General features: G+C 55.6%; 10 protein-coding genes and 1 tRNA gene. 2 read left to right on the forward strand and 9 right to left on the reverse strand.

The window, feature by feature from the left end:
* Window positions 1-178: 178 nt before the first annotated feature.
* The 8 genes from DTL42_RS00640 to DTL42_RS00675 form a co-directional block, all read right to left on the reverse strand.
* A complete protein-coding gene (locus tag DTL42_RS00640) occupies window positions 179-1,729 on the reverse strand; it encodes a hypothetical protein (protein ID WP_147274111.1) in 1,551 nt (516 codons plus the stop codon).
* 11 nt (window positions 1,730-1,740) lie between these two features.
* Window positions 1,741-4,101, reverse strand: coding sequence for an ABC transporter substrate-binding protein (locus DTL42_RS00645; protein WP_114366743.1), 2,361 nt, complete (start codon window positions 4,099-4,101; stop codon window positions 1,741-1,743).
* A complete protein-coding gene (locus DTL42_RS00650; RefSeq protein WP_114366744.1) occupies window positions 4,101-7,532 on the reverse strand; it encodes a PQQ-binding-like beta-propeller repeat protein in 3,432 nt (1,143 codons plus the stop codon). Before DTL42_RS00650 ends, DTL42_RS00645 begins: the two co-directional genes overlap by 1 nt.
* A gap of 64 nt (window positions 7,533-7,596) precedes the next feature.
* The gene (locus tag DTL42_RS00655; protein WP_114366745.1) at window positions 7,597-8,307 is read right to left on the reverse strand and encodes an ExbD/TolR family protein; all 711 of its coding nucleotides are present in this window, start codon (window positions 8,305-8,307) and stop codon (window positions 7,597-7,599) included.
* Window positions 8,304-8,819 (reverse strand): ExbD/TolR family protein, encoded by a 516-nt coding sequence (locus DTL42_RS00660; protein ID WP_114366746.1) that lies wholly within the window; start codon window positions 8,817-8,819, stop codon window positions 8,304-8,306. The genes DTL42_RS00655 and DTL42_RS00660 overlap by 4 nt, the downstream gene beginning before the upstream one ends.
* 18 nt (window positions 8,820-8,837) lie before the next feature.
* A complete protein-coding gene (locus DTL42_RS00665) occupies window positions 8,838-9,527 on the reverse strand; it encodes a MotA/TolQ/ExbB proton channel family protein (protein WP_114366747.1) in 690 nt (229 codons plus the stop codon).
* Window positions 9,528-9,557: 30 nt separating this feature from the next.
* The gene (locus tag DTL42_RS00670) at window positions 9,558-10,448 is read right to left on the reverse strand and encodes a hypothetical protein (RefSeq protein ID WP_114366748.1); all 891 of its coding nucleotides are present in this window, start codon (window positions 10,446-10,448) and stop codon (window positions 9,558-9,560) included.
* A 43-nt stretch (window positions 10,449-10,491) separates the two neighbouring features.
* Window positions 10,492-12,114, reverse strand: a complete 1,623-nt coding sequence (locus tag DTL42_RS00675; RefSeq protein WP_114366749.1) for a hypothetical protein — start codon at window positions 12,112-12,114, stop codon at window positions 10,492-10,494.
* A gap of 423 nt (window positions 12,115-12,537) precedes the next feature.
* On the opposite strand from DTL42_RS00675, the gene DTL42_RS00680 reads away from it, so the two are divergent.
* A tRNA-Phe gene (locus tag DTL42_RS00680) sits at window positions 12,538-12,610 on the forward strand.
* A gap of 149 nt (window positions 12,611-12,759) precedes the next feature.
* On the opposite strand, the gene DTL42_RS00685 is transcribed toward DTL42_RS00680, so the two are convergent.
* On the reverse strand, window positions 12,760-13,098 hold the full coding sequence (locus DTL42_RS00685) for an HU family DNA-binding protein (RefSeq protein ID WP_114366750.1): 339 nt from the start codon (window positions 13,096-13,098) through the stop codon (window positions 12,760-12,762).
* A 528-nt stretch (window positions 13,099-13,626) separates the two neighbouring features.
* Here DTL42_RS00685 and DTL42_RS00690 point away from each other — a divergent pair.
* The gene (locus DTL42_RS00690; RefSeq protein ID WP_158545178.1) at window positions 13,627-18,402 is read left to right on the forward strand and encodes a PQQ-binding-like beta-propeller repeat protein; all 4,776 of its coding nucleotides are present in this window, start codon (window positions 13,627-13,629) and stop codon (window positions 18,400-18,402) included.
* The last annotated feature ends 134 nt before the right edge of the window (window positions 18,403-18,536 follow it).

The raw sequence follows: 18,536 nt of genomic DNA on the forward strand, positions 1-18,536 counted from the left end.
ACAATAAGGGCGTGCCATTGGCATTCGATCAACTTACCCTAGCTTGAACCGATCGACCACGTATGCAAGCTTTGTCGCTGATGGCCTAGACTCATAGAAAAGCTCAAATCACGCCAACCGTCGCTTAAACAACCCATGGCGGGATTCTAGTTTTCGAGCTATTCCTAACGCGTTGCGTTTACTTCTTGGCCCGGGCTTTTTCCAGTTGGCTGGAGAGGTCCGATTCGATTAGGACGCTTTTATCTTGGGCGACTAGGCGTTGGCCTTTTTCGAAGAGGTCGTCGATGCGGCGTTTGATGGTGGGGTCGAGGTTGCCTTTGAGAAATTGTCCTTTGAAGGTTCGTAGTTCGAAGGCAAGTTCGTTGACGGTGCGTCCGGTTCGTAGTTCGTCGAGCCACTTTTGGGCGCCGTCGAGGTCGCCGGAGTCGATCTTGCGCTGCACACGTTGGGCTAAGATTTGACGGCGGGCCATGGTGTCGACCAGTTGATCGCGCCAACCTTCCAGGAAACCTTCGGCCAGCAAACGAGGGCTATCGTTGGTGATTCGAGCCGTCGATTGGGGCTCGAAACCAGGGACCATCGGCAAACGTGCCAGCAAGTTACCACCACTACGCACGTACAGCAGACGCACTGCGCTGGCCGGGTTGGTGGGAATTTCGATGTAGCCGTTGGGGTTCGAGGCCCCGATCAACGTGGCGCCGTCAGGATCTTTCGAGTAGATCTCGTAGCCTGCCAAAGGGACATCTTCGGCGGACTTGTCAACTAACTGCAGACGCGTTGTTTCTTGAGCAGGTCGAATTCCAATCGCGATACGCTGGGTACGCACGTTTCGGCGGCCTGGCAGCGGCGTGTTGAAACCGGATACCATGGTGCCGCGAATTTGGAGCCCGTCGTTTTCTTCGCAGGTGATGTAGGTCCACGGCATGAACATGATGCCGTTCTCTTTGACCAGGTTGCCTTGCCGGTCGTTGCGGCGCAGTACCGGCTGAAACGCTTCGCCAATGCCAACCATGCCGGGGATGAAATCAGGGTAGGGGACTTCGGCTTGATTCACGACGGAAGGTTTCTTCCAGTCGATTGTCTGATCTTCCGCCGGCGGGATAAACTCGACCGCGTTCAGATATTGCTGATGGCGACCGAGGTTTTCCTCTTCGACCAAGGTAGCCCCTTTAAGCCCCAGCGAGACCTTTTTCTTATCGACGTTATCGATCCGAGTCAGGGGCAGGAACTTCTCGTAAACCAGCTTTAACGTTTCCGTAGGGATCAGCTCGCGCTGCAAAACGGAAGTTGCATGGTGGCTGCCCAGGCTGTTGGTCATGCTATCGTATTCGCGGAAATCAATTTCCCAGGCCGCATCCCGTTTGATGGAAATCAGCATCACCCGGTCCCACTTCTCTGGCTCGATGTCGTTGGCCCTGAGGCGTTCGACGAACCGCTCGACATCGGCATCGGGCCGATACCAGCGGGTTAAATCGAGCGGGGAAGGAGCGATCGTCGTTTCCCACACCGAACCGCTGGAAGCATAGCGAACTTCTTCCAACTGCCGTGATAACCGATCGGTAAACGCGGCATCGACGTGGCACGAGGGATCGATATCGAGCCAAACCAAGGTGCGATAAGGGGCGACCTCCCAAGGCCGTTTATCAGCGGCCAGGGTGAACGAGCTGCCGACGAACATGCCCAAGCATGCCGCGAGAAGCACACGTCGAATTTTCTGCCGGTATGTCATCGCTGGAAAATTCAATTCTGAACCATGTCTAAAACAGGGGCGATGTTCCAACGTTCGACTTGCTGAAACAGACTCATCGGTTGATACCCCACGCCCCCAAGCGAGCGTCGGTAAACAAAGTAATCACGCATTTGAAACAGCGGAATAATCAGCAGATCGTCATGGGCCAGGCGGTGGAACGACCAAAACCGTTCGCGAACTTCCTGCCAGGTCCGTGCGTCGCCAAGCTGCCGCAGTGCCAACTGGAAGTATTGCGTCTGCTGAGCTTCCGGCACGTAGGTTTGAAACAGCCGCGGAATGTCGACCAGCGGTTCGGCGATTTGAACTTCGACGTACAACAGATCGACGCCTGCTTTTTCAGGGTCGGTTTCTTCCGGGCTTACCACTTTTAACTCGACCGGCAACGCCAGACGCTTGTAATACTGCACTAACGCCAGGCACGTTTGCCGCGACACTTCGGAATTGGGATGGCCGATCACCAGCTTCTCTAGCTTCGGCATCTCTTGCATGTCTTCTTCGGCTTCCTTCTTCATTTGAATCTCAGCCAAGCGGCGGAGCGTGACGCTCATCACCGGTTCGTACTTACGTGGCTCGATTGAAATGTCGTACCCGTAAGAGACCGGATCGTCGGGGCTCACCCCGCTGGGAATCGGCCCACTGAGGGTGCGACAGCCATCGACGTCGAGGCCACCTAACAGGCGCGAGTTGAGAATCTCTTGCCGGTCTATCCCGTACAACAGCCCGCGGCGGAAATCGCGGTTCTTTAGGTACGGATGATTCAAATTCGGAATCAGCAGGTGCATCGTCGGAGCACGATAGTAATCGACGACCAGGCCCTCTGGCGTTTCGGCCGACATCCGTTTCGCGATGGAAGGGTCCAGGTGGTCGATCATGTGAACCTCGCCGTTTCGCAAGGCGGTAAGGGCATCGTCGGACGATTGAAACGGCATCAGCAAAATCTCGCTGGGAGACTGCTTCGAGGCGGCTTTGGTCTCTTCCGTAGGGACAAAAGCCTGGCCTTCTTTCACTTTCAATGGGCGGTAGGGGCCATTGGGAGGAATCGGAAACGTGCCGAAATCGTTCTTACGCGGGACGAAGCCCAGCAGCGCTTCGGGACGGACGTGCGGTATTCGCATGCGCATGTTCAATTCGCGAATCTCTTGGACGGCCAAATTTTCAATCAGCGGTGTCAGGTTCGCCAGAATCGGGTCTTGCTGCGAAGCAGGATCTTCCAACTGCCGAGCCAAATCGAAACCGGTGATCGATGTCAGCCGGTCACGCAGCACGATCGAAAGCTCGAAGCGATCAATCGGACGCAACACCGATCCGTAGGGGGAGATGTATTCGCCACCTTCTGGCCCGTAGCCGACAATCTCGCACAGATCGCGATAGCTCAACCGTTTGTTCCGCCGCCCAGTGGCGGTTAACGTGGCGTGTGGCGGGGTTGCTTCGCCGGGGGCCAGGGTGGCGATACGAACCTGAGGGTAACGCCGAACGAGATCGGCCAGTCTTTCCGGAGCTTCCGGCAAGGTCGGATCGATGGCCAGGGCCAGTTCTGTCAGTTTGAGCGCCTGACGTAGGTCGTTTTTCTGCTCTTGCTGACGAGCGTTCTCGAGTTGGGCTTCGGCCAGCCCGGCCAGTTCGGCCCGCCATCGTTTCACCGGCGCCGCGAACGCCGCCCCGTAGCTATCCTCGAAGCGTTTCATCAACAGCCGGGCCGAAGCCCACTGCTTGGCGTCGATTTCGGATTGAACCAATCGCTGCGCCACGCTTTGAATGGAAGTGAGCGTGTTGCCTCGGTTGGGAAACCGCTTGTGCGCCTCTTCCAGCATCCCGAGTGCTTCGTCAAGCGCGCCGGCGTTGTAGCGCTCGAGCGCGTTTTGAATAAGCAGTTGTTCGAGAATCTGCTCGATGCCGGGATAGCCAGGATATTCCCCCTTCATCCGCTGCAAGTAGGCGAACACCGCGTCGAATTCTTTCGCTTTCAACTTGGCGTTGGCGTCTTCCATAAGGAGTTGCGGGAACGTTTGGTAACGCTGTATCGACTTCCACGAGATTTGAAACTTGCGTCCTGGGAACTCGAGCAACTCGACTTGAAAGGCGCCGGTCGGGTTGGCTGGCGGCCTTCCGCCTTCGAATTGAAGCGGTTTAATCCGATGCTGCTCGATCTTGTCGCCCGCTTTGACGGTGATCAGATCGTAGGGGTCCCGCTCGACGAGTGGTTTCTTCATGTCGGCCGGGATTTCCGGCTCGGCCTTTGGCTTTTCGTCGGCGGCATACGCCGGCGAGCAAGCAAGAGCCGACAAGCCCAGCGCTAAGCCGAGTACCAAGCGAGCGATCGTGATGCGGGTTGCGTATCGAGATAAAAACACTAGTTCGCTCCCTCCACCGGAATGCGATGCAAGGTGCCATCGTAGCCGTGGGCCCACAGTTGTCCTTGGCTCCACGAAAGGCCATCGACCAACGGTTCGCCAACGTTGAACTGCTCGATCACTTCGCCTGTCTGGGCACTAAGCAGCCAGACTTCGCCATGCTGGAACGAGATGGCCAGGTTATCGCCTACCGGCAGCGGTCCGCTGACAATTTGGCGACCTTCCAGGGGCCGATTCCAGGCCAACGAGAAGTCGTCTTGAATGGCCAGCAAGCCTTCGCTTGAGGTTGCACAATAGACCCGACCATTGACATGCTTGGGCGAGAAGACCACATCGCCGGTGATGGCAATCGGTTTTTGTTCTGCCATTTCCGGCAGTTGGAACAATCGCACGACGTCGTGGCCATCGTTCGTGCCAACCCCCACCAGCATCAAGCCGGCCACGGCCATCGAACCAGACATCTGATCGGCCAGCTTCACTTGCGATAGTGCAGCCAAGTGAGGTTCCGGCGTGGGAATGATTCCCAGGCGATAAAGGTTATCGAGACGATCGGAAAGGATCACCGAAGGATCGCTTCCCCCAACCGGTGCCGGCGGGGCCCAATCAACCTCTTCGCCGAAGGCCAGTTCCGGTTGATACGGATGAATATCAGAGGCCCCGGTGATGGGATCAACCACCATGATCTGCCCCATTTTGGTTGGCACCAGGATGTGCTTCTCCCACAACAATGGCCGTGTGTTGCGAGCCGTAGCGGGGATCTCCCAGGCAATCAGACGAGCCGTGACCTTTCCGTTAGTGGTGTCGACCACCAGCGAGCGGGTTTCGTCGTCGGGGGGATAGAAGACCTGGTTTTCAGGATCGACCGCAGCCCCACCCATAAATTGATAATGTTGCGTCGTCACGTCGAGCTTGGCTTGCGGCTTGTCGACGATTTGCGAGGTTCCCTCGGCGACGCTCGGCAAGTCGAACACGGTCCCGCGCGAGGTGGCCACCAGGGGTAGCTTGGCACCTTCCAGTTCGAAAGCGGGCCCAGCGGTCGGCGTACCGATGGTCGTTTCCCAAATGTTCGTAAGCTTGGTGGCCGCGATCCTTTGTGCCTGAACGACAAATCCCAACGCGTCGGAATTGCGCCGTGCGTGAATGATTTGATCTCCTAAGATGATCGGAGGAGCGACAAAAGTATCGCTGTCGTGATCGACCATCTTTCGCACCACCGAGCCGCGAGAAAGCTGCATTACGTAGCGTGTCATACGATTGCCGCAGACCCATAGCGTGCCACGGTCGACGCCGGTGTAACCGATGATCGGTTCGGCACTGTCCGACTTCGTGGCTGCCACCAGGCGAACCGGGTCGTCCTTAGTGGCCATGTTGACTTCATAGATCATCACTTCGCCCCGGTCGTTGGTCACCACGACGCGGGAATCGGCAATCGAAGGCGAAACCACCACGCGACCCGATTGGCGAACGGTATCTTGGGCCAGCTTCACCTGGCCCCCGCCAGCCCCAACCGTGTAAAGATGCACGAAGCTAAATTCGAGGCCAGCGTTCTCGAAGAGGAACAAGTGACGCAGCGTTCCGGTGGGGGCCACCGTGATCGTGCCGACTTCGTGCCCCACGGGGATCACTTCCACACACTTCAAATCGTTGGTTGAAAGGGCAAACACGTTCGAGTGCTCGGCCACCACGTACACGGCAGCCACTTCCGACAACATCCCCAGCGGGGCGGCGACTTGCTGCGGCAAGGTGACGGCGGCTTCCACTTCGCCGGTATCACAGGCCAGTTTCCAAACTTTGCCGTCTCGTTCAGGCAAGTAGATCGCACCGTCAAGCACTTGAGGCCGAAACAATTCGCTGGCAAACTCTTGCCGCCAAGCCAGCTTGCCGGTTCGTTTGTCGAGGGCCAGAAACTGGTTGCGGGTGGAATCGATCAGCCCGGCCATCCCTTGGCCATTTTGGCTCGTCCACGAGACCGCTTGAGCATCGTTGGCCACGCCGACAAAACGTCGCCAAAGCAAGTGCCCTGAATTCAGTTCGATCGCGTAGGCCGTTCCATCGAGGCGAAACACGGCCACGTCCGAATTGGGATCGGCAGGCAAGTTGGGTTCGTGCTGCACGAAGGTGATTTGAGCGAACGCGCTGTCCTGGGCCGGATCGTTGGTAGCCGGAACCGGGAAGTCACTGATCGGCTTCACCTGATCGACCAATGTCATCGCTGCAGCCGAAACCGCTTTGCTGAGGGCGTCGTCCGTTCGCAAGTTGGGATAACCGTTCAGCAGCGAACGACGAAGCTGATAGACCTCTTGGAATTTACCTTCCGACGAGGCTTTTTCGATTTGGACCAGGGTCTCGTTACGAGCCTGATCGCGCTCGATATCACGCCGCACGCGGATCAAGTTCATCTCAATCGTATCGATCCGCGACTGTTGGGCTTCCCGCAGCGAGGTCGGGAGGTAACTGGGATTGTTGACCAATTCCATCGCCTGGTCGGCCAAGGTCGACTGGTGCTTCTTCTTTTCTAGGTCGTTGGTAAGCTGAGCGTTTTCGGCTAAGCCGGCAGCAATTTCAGGCAGAATGGTCGCCAGTTCGGGACGAGCTTCGTCGAAGGCCGGCAACGTCTCGATTTCTGGCAGCACGGTTTGGGTGGTGGTTAATGCCGATTCCCAATTCGCCCCGCCTTCCACGGCATGCCACAAGCTGGACATCCCATAACGGACTTCCGCCAGCGGAGCACTGGGGTGATCAGGGAAACGTTTGACGAACTTCTCGTACTCGGTGGCTGCTTGCACGTACGAGCCGCTGCGATAGCTTTGTTCGGCGGCCTGGAACATTTCGTCGCCGCTATCGAACGAGAGCCAGAAGTAGAGCAGGGCACCTACCATCAGCAACAGCACCAAGCCCCCGCCGCCAAAGAGCAACAAAGGCGATTCCCACGGATTCTTCCGTGATTCTTTTTTGGTGTGGCCCGACTTCTTCTTTTTCTTCTTCCCTTTGCCGTCCTCTTCTTCCTGGTCGGCTAAGGGATCTTTCTCTTCCTCTTCGGTCCCGAAACCATCACCACTGCCCAGCCCGAAAGGGTCTCCCTCGCCGAGTGCTTCTTCCGAGGTCGGAAAGCCGTCTAGTCCTCCCAGATCACCGACGGCTGCTCCGCCGAAATCGTCTTCTTCTTGGGAAGGGCTGGCCCATTTATCGCCTGCGCCGGCACGACCGGGAGGAACCGCAAGGGAATCGGCTTTGACGCCGGCTTTGACTTCGGAAAGAAGTTTCTTCGCTTGATACTTCGTCAGCCGCTGCCGATCGAGCAGAAACTGCACGAGTTCCTCGATCGTCGTGTCCAAGCTGCCGGAAGCATGCTGGCGACGAATGGCGGAAATTTGGTTCTCCGCCATGTAGTCGTGGGCTTCGATCAAGTCGAGGAGGTCCGAAATGTTCATCGTGGCTATTGGTCTCTGCTAGTGAACGTATCTGGTAAGCGATAACAAGGTTGTCAGGCGAACGTCACATGTCCTCTTCGGTCGACTGCAATCGAATCGAGTCAACCCCAGCATCCATCCCGGCATCCAAGGCCGTCACGACCTTCTCGTGCAAGCACTCTTCATGCGCGATCACAATCAGCGTGCGTGGTGGACTGGCAGAATTGGAATCGCGGGCCGCGCGCACCTGGCGATAAAGCTCCTGCTCGCTCGGAGCTTCGCGTTCTTGGTCCCAAGCAGCGCAGCCGACGTAATAGGTATTGAACGAATCGATCCGCACCAAGATGTTATCGGGATCGTCTTCCGGTTCTTCCTGCTGCGAGACACTGCTGGGGGAGTTGTCTTTCGGAGCTGGAATTTGCATCGATTTCTGGATTTGAAACGAGGCGGTCACCATGAAGAAGATCAGCAGCAAGAAGGTAACGTCGACCATTGGCGTTAAGTCGAGCTCGCCATCTTCGCCATCTCGTTTTTTCGAGAACGCCACCGGGGCCTCTTGGGCGATGACGCTTTCGTGCGGAACCGGGGCAGGCCGCTTCTTGGTAACGACATCGACCTCGCTTAGTTCTTCGAATTGCTCCTCGTCGGAATCGTCGAAGTGAGTCGGCTTGGGCACCTCTAAACGGGTATCGCATTCCGAGCAATACGTTACCCCGCCGACCATGTCGAACGTGGCCGTCAAAGACTCGCCGCAAGCGGGACAGCGAAATCGGAAATGGTCGTGAGCGTGTTTCACTTCTTCTTGTACTCCGTTCCGATGAACACCCGATCGACTTCTTCGACCGCACCGGTTCGTAGGGCGGCCAGCATCACTCGGTTCACTTCGCCGGATGCGACTTTCCCGTCCGCTTTGACCAGCAAATGGACCTTGGGCACACCTCCATCGGCCTTGCCCGAAAACAGCCCTTCGATATAGTCCGCGATTTGTTCTTCTTGACGGTTTAAGTCGTTATCGCTGGCGAGCATCTCCGCACTGACACCATCGCCTAGATAAACGAGGGCTCGTCCTTCGCTACCGCCAGGGGTGACCGTCAGCACGGCCGATTTACTGGTCGTAACGCTGGTGCCGTTCTCTGCGGTTGGCATCTTGGCCGCACTTTGCTGATCGAGGTTCGAGGTCACGATAAAAAAGATCAGCAGCAGGAAAGTAATATCGATCATCGGCGTGATGTCGAGATCGCCACTGTCCGGCCTTTTGCGGGCCGGCATGACTTCCCCTTCATCAAGTTCCACCATGTGGTCGGACATATTCCGCTTCCTTTCGTGCTACTCGGTGCCGGCCATCGAGTGCGATTCGATCTCTTCCAGTTCGTGAACCGTCTCGTTGGCGATTGCCTCGCGCAGGGCGGCCAGAAAGCGGGTCAGCCCGACGGCGACCAGGTCTTCCATTTTGCGAATGCGGATGTTGATGCTGTTCAAACAGAAGGTCAGCGGAATGGCGATCACCAGGCCGAGTGCCGTGGTAATCAGAGCCAAGCTGATGTCGTTGGCCATTTGGCTGGCTTCCACCTGGGCCGCCGAAGCGAGCTTGGCGAACGCCCCCATCATCCCGGTCACCGTCCCCAGCAGCCCGACCATTGGGGCTCCTTTGATCACGGTGTTGACCCAACTGATGCGATGATCGAGGTCGGCCAGGACGTCGCGTTGGAAACGCTCGACAATCAACTGCTTCACCTGCGAATAACCGATCTCGCGGTTTTCGATGGCCAAGTAAGCCAGTTGAGGCAGTGCCCGCGGATCGCTTTCGCACAGTTCGCTTGCTTCTTCAAAGTCGCCCCGAGCCAGCGGTTCTTCCACCGCTTCCAGGAAAGCGTCTTGTTGCATCTCGTTACGAAATCGCTTCTGGGCGACTCGCATCCAAATGACCACGATGCAATACGCGCCCCACAAGGCGATTAAGGCCAACGCGCCGTACATCGACGTCGCGAAGATACTAGTTAGTCCGGAAATATCCATGTTGTAGGTACCGCTGTATTCGCTTTCGGCTTATCTCGGTTGACGATAATTTTGACGCATGACGAAGAACTCGTACCCGCTGCCTTTGGCGCGGATTCCGAAGATCGTCTTCTTAACGGTTTGCAAGGGCTTATCCCCCATGTATTGTTGCTCGACGTAGGCCAGCAAGTTCTCGGTGTCCGCCGGATAGAACTGCATAGGAATACGTCCGGTCGAGTTCACGCCGGCTCGGTCGAGTAGCGCGATATCGGCTTGGCGCAGCGAGCCAGACTTCCAAGTGAAGTACAAGCGATCTTCCTTGTCGCCCGGCCCTGAACGTGTGCGAACACCCCCTGAGGCAAAGTTCGAGGCGTATTCGATCGTACGAGAGCCACCACCGGCCACGCCTAATTCGATCTTGAAGAAGTCCAACTGCTTGGCATAAGTAATCAGGTCGGTCGAGGCGAACTCGATTTGCCATCGTTCCCAGCGAGGAACCAAGTCGGGGCCGGTGCCTTCCGGGCCGAGGGGGCGGCTATCGCCTTGGCCACCATTGCCCGAGGTCGTTGTGATTGCCCCTTCGATCGATTCCAGCGAAGCGGCCTGGGAAGTGACGGCATCGGTCACCGCTTCCAGATTCGCTTCGACTTGCGGTTCCAGCACTTCTTCCAGTTCTTCCAAGCCGGGGGCTTCTAAATCTTGAGCAACCCCCATCGCATGGTCCCCCCGACCAGCCGCCGGTTCGATAATCACCGGAATGTTGACCGCCGTGTCCCAGTTGCGCGTTGTCAGATAAATGACAAACAACACTCCCACGCCGGTAGCCACCATCACGAGCAAGGCGACCAACATGCTGGAAACCTGGTCGTAGGCCGAAACCTTGGCCAGATCGTGGTGCCGAGGCTTTTTCTTTTTCTTATTTTCCGTGGCAATTGAGGCCATAGAACTTGTTGCTTTCTAGGTGGGAGAGATTAGCGGTTACGCGTCAGTTCAGAAAAATCGCGTTGGGGCGTAACGATAAGTACCAATCTTTCCACTTTTGAATCGCTGCTTCCCGTTCGGGCGGAGTGGGATCGGACGGCATGCCAAAGCCATCGATTTTGCGACTCACAAAACGCAAGGCATCGCGGGCTTCGATAGCCACCCGCGGATCAGGATCGGACAAGGCATAAATCAGATCAGGCACACTTTCAAAGTCTTTGACGCTCTCGATGGCCCGAATAGCCATGATGCGTGAAGCATAGCTTCCTTGCCGTAACTTGCGTCGCACCGCCTTGAGAGCAATCTCGCGACTATCGCCATCCAGGTTCAAATCGAAAGCGACATCGGCGTCGACCAGGTCGTCGAGCGAACCGTCGTCGGAATTCAGCATTTCCAGAAAACGCTTCGTTTCAGGAATCTCTTTCACGTTGACCACTTTGCCGTTGCGAAGCTCGGCTTCAGACAAGTCGTCGGGCAAACCGCGTCCGCCAGCCAACAAGCCGTTGTCGAACGACTTCACATGCTTCTTGAGGGTGGCCGTTGTTCCGCGGACCAGGAAAAGAATCGAGAAGGCCGAGCCAATGGTATGGTCTTCGTCGAAGGCCTTAATGCTGCCGTCGTCTAGACGGCACTTTTTTATGAACTCGAAGCCTGCTTGGTACCACATCGGCTCCGGGTCCGGCTTACCGGTGTCGAGCTCTTCAAACGCTTTGTAACGCTCTAAAGCGTACAGGTAATACAATTGCCAACGTGTCCCCTCGACGGTGAAATGCTTGTCCATCCATTGGCCGCCCAAATCTTTCACCGATTGCAGGGCCCCCACGTCGACCAACTCGCGGGCCTTTTTGTTGTCGGCCTTTTTCTCTTCGTCGATTTCGGTGAAGCCGCTGGGGACGTCCGAGTCTGCTTTTTTCCGCTGCCCCCCCAAATCAAGGACATTTGCCGAAACATATAGCGAGCAAAGACCAGCAGTCGTCAAGCTTGGGCGAATGTCCGCTTGTTGTACGCGTGCTTTGCCACGTGGCGAAACAATCCCTTGATAGCCAAAACCGCCCGAAGGATCTTGCACCGACATCACCCAGTTGGTCATGCCCGCGATCGTTTCGATGGGAACATCAAACTGATTCGCTTTGGCTAACCACAGCCCGAGCGCTGCGTACTGGGTCATCGAATTGTCGCCGGTATCTTTCTCGGCATACCCGTAACCACCATGGCCTTTCTGGCATTTCACAAAGAACTCGACCAGGTTTTCGATCTCTTGATGGTTCGAGTAGGGATCGAGCTCACAGAGCAGAATCAACACCATCCCTGCGTCGTAGACAGCATCGTGTTCAAACTTGGGAACGGTGGCGGCGAACTTTTTACAGTCGGCCAAAGCCCCCTTAATGAGTGGGTGATCTGGCTTAGTGCCCGATTTATAGAGAGCTAGCGCAACGAGGCATCTGCCACCGATACGGCTGTAGGGCTTGGAAGACTGCAAGAATTTGTTAGCGCCAGCAACGATTTCAAGAACTTCGGGAGACTTCGGATTCAAGGCCTGCGCCGTCGAATTCCATCCAGCCACCATCCCGAAGAACCCAAGCATGTAGGCGCAAACCGTCCACGATGGTTTCGTATAAGAAGGCATTCAAATTGTATCTCTGTTCCAGCGATGAAGAGCGCGACCCAATAGTCGGTCTAATCCGCTGAACTTAACGCGATAGCATCGCTTTAGGCAAACAGATTTCCCGAATTGGGTACAACTGAGGGGCTGAGCGTCGCCCCAAAAGCAGTACTTAAGGGCAAAGCTATCTCTCAATATGCGTTGATGTTAAGGCTAGGAACGAATGACTACCGTGTCAAGCAAGTTGTCGAAATACGCGCAGATTGTTAATTTATGCAGAAATACATGCACTTTTTGACATGGCCATCCTGTAGAACTGCCTGCACTTCTGTTTTTCTTGGCTCAGAATCGACCCTGTGCAAGAAACTTGTAACATCAACCGCAGTCAGTGGTTCCCCCAGTTGACATCCACCCAGGAGATCTCTAGACTTAGCTCCTTCCTAGCAAGGTCAGATAGCTCAGTTGGTAGAGCAATGGACTGAAAATCCATGTGTCGCCGGTTCGATCCCGGCTCTGACCACTTCGGCAAATCGCGGCGGAACTTCGAGTTTCCGTCGCTTTTAGCCCACAAGTTAGTTCTCGCCCATAAAAAAAGCCCTCAAGATGACTCATCTTGAGGGCTTGATTCGTTCTTGGCCACTGCTTCCTAAGCCCATACGGGCAAAGAGCTTAGACCATTTCTTTCAGGTTCTTTAGAGGGCGAACCTTGACCTTGGTCGAGGCCGGCTTGGCCGGAACGTCCATCAGCTCGCCTGGCTTGAACGGGTTAGGCACACCTTTGCGAGCAGGCTTGGCCGGAACCTTCTTCTTTTCGATCTTCACGATGCCAGGAATGGCGATCGCACCGGCGCCGCTACGTCCGAGGGCTTTACCAATCTCTGCGGACAGCGAGTCTAGGACCGCGCTGACATCCTTCTTCGCAATGCCCGTGGCTTCCGAGATGTTCGTCAGCAGTTGGGTCTTGGTAAGGGGTTTTTTGACGGTTGCAGCTGCAGCTTTCTTTGCCATGGGGTTTCCCTACTAGAAAGGCTATCCAATGTAAAAATGGGTCACAAAAATCCGATTTCCGGAACGCGTCGATTAAAGAAGTTTGCCACGTTTTTTCAAGACAGCCAAAGCGTAAAACGCCCTTTTTACCGGGAAATTGAAGGAAAATTGCCGGAAATTCGGTCTGGCGACCTCGAAATAGGGCCAAACAACCCTTTTTTTTAAGGGCCAAACCTGCCTCGGGCACCCATTTTAAGCCCCATTTTCTCGCTTCAAATGTCCTGTTTGGTCCAATCTGCGTACTTCTCATCCGCTAGCAGGCTTCTCTAGACCGCACGAAATGCCCTAACAAATCGACGGTCTATAATCGACAAAACTTGTTTTCCTAACGGAAGCTGGAATAGAGTACATTATCAGCGTGTTGATTTTTCTACCGCTGTTGCAATTTGAGAAACTCAACAAGCCGTTAAGCTTCAGCAGAGGCTTTACGTGGCTGGACCGCCGCGGGTGACCGCTTTTCTTCCCTCAATGGAAATGCAGGGCATGCTCATGTATCGGAATCTTCAGACTCAACCTTCCGCTAGCACCCGCCAAAGCGTGGCTTGTTCTGGCTGGGGCAGATTATTCACTCTGGCGTGGGTTATGGGCTTGGGGATTCTTTTGCTGCCGCAGGGCACCGCCCAGGCTTCCTCCCTAGGTGGGCTGACCTGCGACCTCATGCTTGCTGCCAATGCCACCGGGCAATTCGATGAGGACGAACAGAACGATCTCGAGTCTTCCTTCTTTCTGCCCATTCCGCGCGAAGAGCGGATGCGTTTGGTACGGATCAACGATTTCACCGCCGAACAGCGTTGGACCGATGCCGCCCAAGACTTAATCGAAATACTGGCCGTCGAGGACAACGAAGACTACCTGGTTCCGCTGGAAACGAGTGACGGAACCACCTCGGAAAGTGTCAAAACGTCGACGCTCAAGCTCGTTAAGACCTTGCCTTCCCAAGTTCTGGAAGCCTACTTGCTGCTGGTCGGGGGCGAACCCGATGCCATGCTGCAGAATGCGTTGACCACCAACAACCAGCGCGAACTGGCCAACGTCGCCCGCCGATTTATTTTCACCCCTGCCGGCGAGAAAGCGGCCATCATTCTGGCCCGCAAAGCGATGGACAACCGGCAGTGGGAAGGAGCTTTGCTCGACCTGAACCGCCTCGACTTCAAGCCGGATAATACCCGCCACTATCGGAACGAAACCAACCTCATGAAGGCGATCTGCCTGAAGGAAGTAGGGCAAGTCGAATCAGCGAATGAAATCATCGACAACCTGCTGAAGGAAAAGCAACTAGAGCAACTTCTGCCCAAGTCGATGATTGCCAATAAGAACGCCCAGCAAATTCTCGACCAGCTGACCCAAGTCGGCTCGCTCAGCGAGTTCCCTCCTTATGCTTGGACAATGTTCCAAGGCTCGGAATCACGCACCGCCCCTTCTCGTGGCAGTGAACCGCTCCAGGAAGTCCAGTGGAACGCTCGCATGGCACTCAGCCGGCAACAGCAAGATGAAATTCACAAATCGGTACAGCATTTTCGCGACAACCGCGTCCCGATCTTCCCTGCCATCCATCCGGTGCTGGTTGCCAACCAAGTCATTTTTCGCACTCCTGGCGGTCTGTTGGCCACCGATATCCATAGCGGGAAGGTTTTGTGGAAGTTTCCGTGGGATACCGTCGAGCTCGACTTGTCCGAACGAGAAGATGATGTCATCTCCACCATTTTCCCTGGGCTGGGCAAAGAGTTTGAACGCGCGATCTGGTCTGACGCTCGTTCTGGGTTGATCTCGTCGGATGGCAAACGCTTGTTCTACGTTCACGAGCAAAGCTCGCCCGAAGATGCCATGGGAGCAATGTTGGCGCCAGGCAACATGCAAGGAGGCGGCCTTTTTTCCGGTCAGCAGAACCACCTGTATTGCTTCGATATCGAACGAGAAGGAGCCATCTTGTGGCAATTGGGTGGGATCGCTGCCGACCCCATTCAAGAAGAAAACCAGCTTTCTGAGGCCCGTTTTCTTGGTCCGCCACTTCCCATTGGCAAAGACTTGTTTGTCTTGGCTGGGATCATCGATGAAATTCGTTTGCTTTGTCTCGATGCGGAAACGGGCCAAATCAATTGGACCCAACAGTTGGCCCGCCAAACGGCCGCCTCGCCGGGAGACGTCTTGGCCAACTTGATGCAAGCGGCCACCCCTTCGCACAAAGGGGGCATCTTGGTTTGTCCCACCAACACCGGAGCCATCGTTGCGGTCGACTTGGCTAATCGCACGCTCTTGTGGGGCTTTCAATACAAAGAACCCAATCGCAATCGCCCGACTCGCCGTATCACCAGCAACAACCAAGGGGAAGATATCCTCTCCATGGCCGACCGCTGGAGCGACGGGACGCCGATCATCCATCAAGGCAAAGTCTTAGTCACGCCAACCGATTCCGACTACCTCTACTGCCTCGACCTGTTAACCGGCGAGAAGCTCTGGGAAAGCCCTCGGCGCGACAACATTGCTTTGGTCACCGTCGAAGAGAACATCGCCATGGTTGTCGGCAAAACGTCGGTGAGCGGGATTGATATCGAAACGGGCGAACCCGCCTGGACGCCGGAGAAATCGGAACTTCCCGAACAGGCTTTGCCTAGCGGATTTGGCTTTCGTTTGGGTAGCAAATATTACTTACCCACCATCCGCAATCAGATCATTCCGATCGACATCACCACCGGGCGCCAAGACACCCCGATCGAAGCCGTGGGCGAACTGGGCAACATGGTCTGTTATCAAGACTATGTCATTTCGGTCAGCCCTGAATACGTCACCGCTTACAAACAAATCGACGCGCTCCGACGCGAAGTCCAGGCCCGCCTCGACAAAAACCCCGACGACGCCGAAGCCCTCCGCTTGGTCGGCAAATTGCAGAAGCACGACGGTGACTTAGAGACCGCATTGCGTTCGCTGCAACGTTCGCTGGAACTAGAAGCATCGGAAGAAACACGCACCCAGCTTGTGCTGACCGGCTTGGCGGCGCTGAACGACGACTTCACCAAGTTTCGCGATCTCGTTCCACAAATGGAAACTTTGGTAACCACGAACGACGAGAAGATCTCGCTCGCACGATTGACGGCCCGCGGTTTAGACGGGGAAGGAAAATATCAAGAGGCGCTAGCGCACTACTTCGATTTCCTTAACCTGACCGACGAATACCTTCAATCTCAGGTCACCCCTAACGATCTGATCATCCGCGACTTTGCCCCAGAGATTGAAGTGACCGCCGATCGCTGGGCCCGGGGCATGATCAGCCAAATGTACGACGCGATGCCTGCCGCAGAAAAGCAGCAGGCCAACCAGCAAGTCCAAGCCCGCTTGAACAAACTACTTGCCGGGGAAGGGGACCACACCGCCACATTAAGACGCTTTATCGATCGCTTCCCTCGCTTCCCAGTCACGCAGGAAGCCAGGCTGAAACTGGCCACGTCGTACTTGACCTCTGGTAAGATCATGCAAGGAGAAGCGGTCCTACGTCCGTTGCTAACCGCCGACCTTCCAGCCGAGCAGCTTGGCCCCTTGGTTTACTTGCAGGCGAAAGGTCTCAAAGAAGCTGGTCTCGAGGACGAGTCGGCCCAGTGGTTTGCCCTGTTGATCGATCAATATGCCAGTATCCCGGTCGACGGCAAGCGTTCCGGCAGCCAAGTGGTCGCCCTCGAACAGTGGGACCCGGTGGCCTTGGCACTTGTGCGCAACAAACAGCTCTGGCCATACACCCAGGCCCAAGCCACAGATAAAAAGCTCGAAAACACTACCTTCACGCAAGCCAATTTTCCTCTCCGCTTGCATGAACAAAATTCGGAGCTGCCTACCGACTACTCGTTGCTGCTCGATACCGAAGCGAATCTGATCATCGTCCGGGATGAATTTGGAAACACCGTCGTCCGGATTCCCTTCACGCCCCAAAGCCGTCGCAAGCTCTATCAACCTCAAGTCTGGGCTTTGCACGCCACGCAAATGGGTCACCTGCTCATCTTTTCGCTCGGCAGCGAACTACAAGCATTTAACATGATGCCGCGGCTTCCGAGTGAAGAGTCGCCGCGTTTGCTCTGGACTGCCGACCTGCATAATGGCCTGGGTGGCTCTTCTCGACGCGCCCGCGAGTTTGACGCCCATACCAACCCGTATAATCCCTTCGCTGGGATGCAACCAATTGCCCGTGATGTCACGACCCAGAGGTCGATTGGACTATTTGCGTGCAACGAAGATTTGATCTGTTATCAGGTCGGCACCCGCTTGTACTGTCGTGATCCCGAAACCGGAGCGATCTTCTGGGAACGGGACGACGTAGAACTTGGTTGCGAACTGGTCCTTACCGATCGTTATATCGTTGCCATTCCGGAAGACGCCAAATCGTCACGCAGTGAAGTAGGAAATACCGTCAACGCGCTGGTCCTTTCTGCCGACAACGGCGAGTTGATCGACACGGTCGAGTTGCCAAGCAGCGATCGAATCTGGACGGTCCGCGATGGCGTTGTGCTGGCCTGGGAGAAAAAGCCGAAGGAAGAACCCCAAGGGCTCGAGGCTTTTGACGCCGTGACCGGAGAGAAAGTCTGGCATCGCACATTTGCAGCCGATTCAGGGACGAAGGGTGTCTTGCTGCAACGCCACCCCCGTTTGGTTACCTTAAACAAAGCAGGCGAATTAAACGTTACCAATATCCCTACCGGTGAAGTGCTGCACGAACAAGTTCTGGCAGACAAGGTAGACATCTTACAATTGAAAGCAGTCGAATCGGACGATCAATACCTGATCGCCGTTTATCAAGATGAGAAGCCTAACCCTCACTTCAAAAGCATTCCGTACAACACCAACGAGAAGCTGTTGCGAGGTGAGATCTACGCGTTCGATGCCAAGACCAACCAGCCTCAGTGGGATACGCCGGCTTTGGTTCACGACAATTACCTGGTCGAAAGTTATCAATCGAGCGGCCTGCCGGTAATCGCTTTATTGGCTCGCATTCATCGCCCGGATGCCCGGACACCGCAAACCAATTCAATGCTGGAAGTGCTGCTGATCGATAAGCGCGATGGTCGCGTCCTCTATCGGCAAGAGTTCAGCGAGATCAGCAGCACCTTTAGTCTTTTCGGTAATCCGGCAGACTCTTCGGTTCACTTGAAGTTGGTTGGTCGAGAAATCACCTTGAATTTCGATTCCAACCAGGCCCCGGCGCCGGCCCCTCCGGCGGCGACCGAAGCGGACTACACTTTCCCCGCCAACGCAGGGAAAGAGCAAGACCCGGAAAAGCAATAACCCCCCTTTTCGAGGCTACCGAGACATTTCATTTATGTTGTGATTTCGCGCAGTACAAGTTACGATTAGCGTGTTAAAGTTTAAGGATCCGGAAATCGATTCCGTGTCATAATCGCTTTAACCGCTTCTTCTCC

Source organism: Bremerella cremea (assembly GCF_003335505.1).
GTDB lineage: Bacteria > Planctomycetota > Planctomycetia > Pirellulales > Pirellulaceae > Bremerella > Bremerella cremea_A.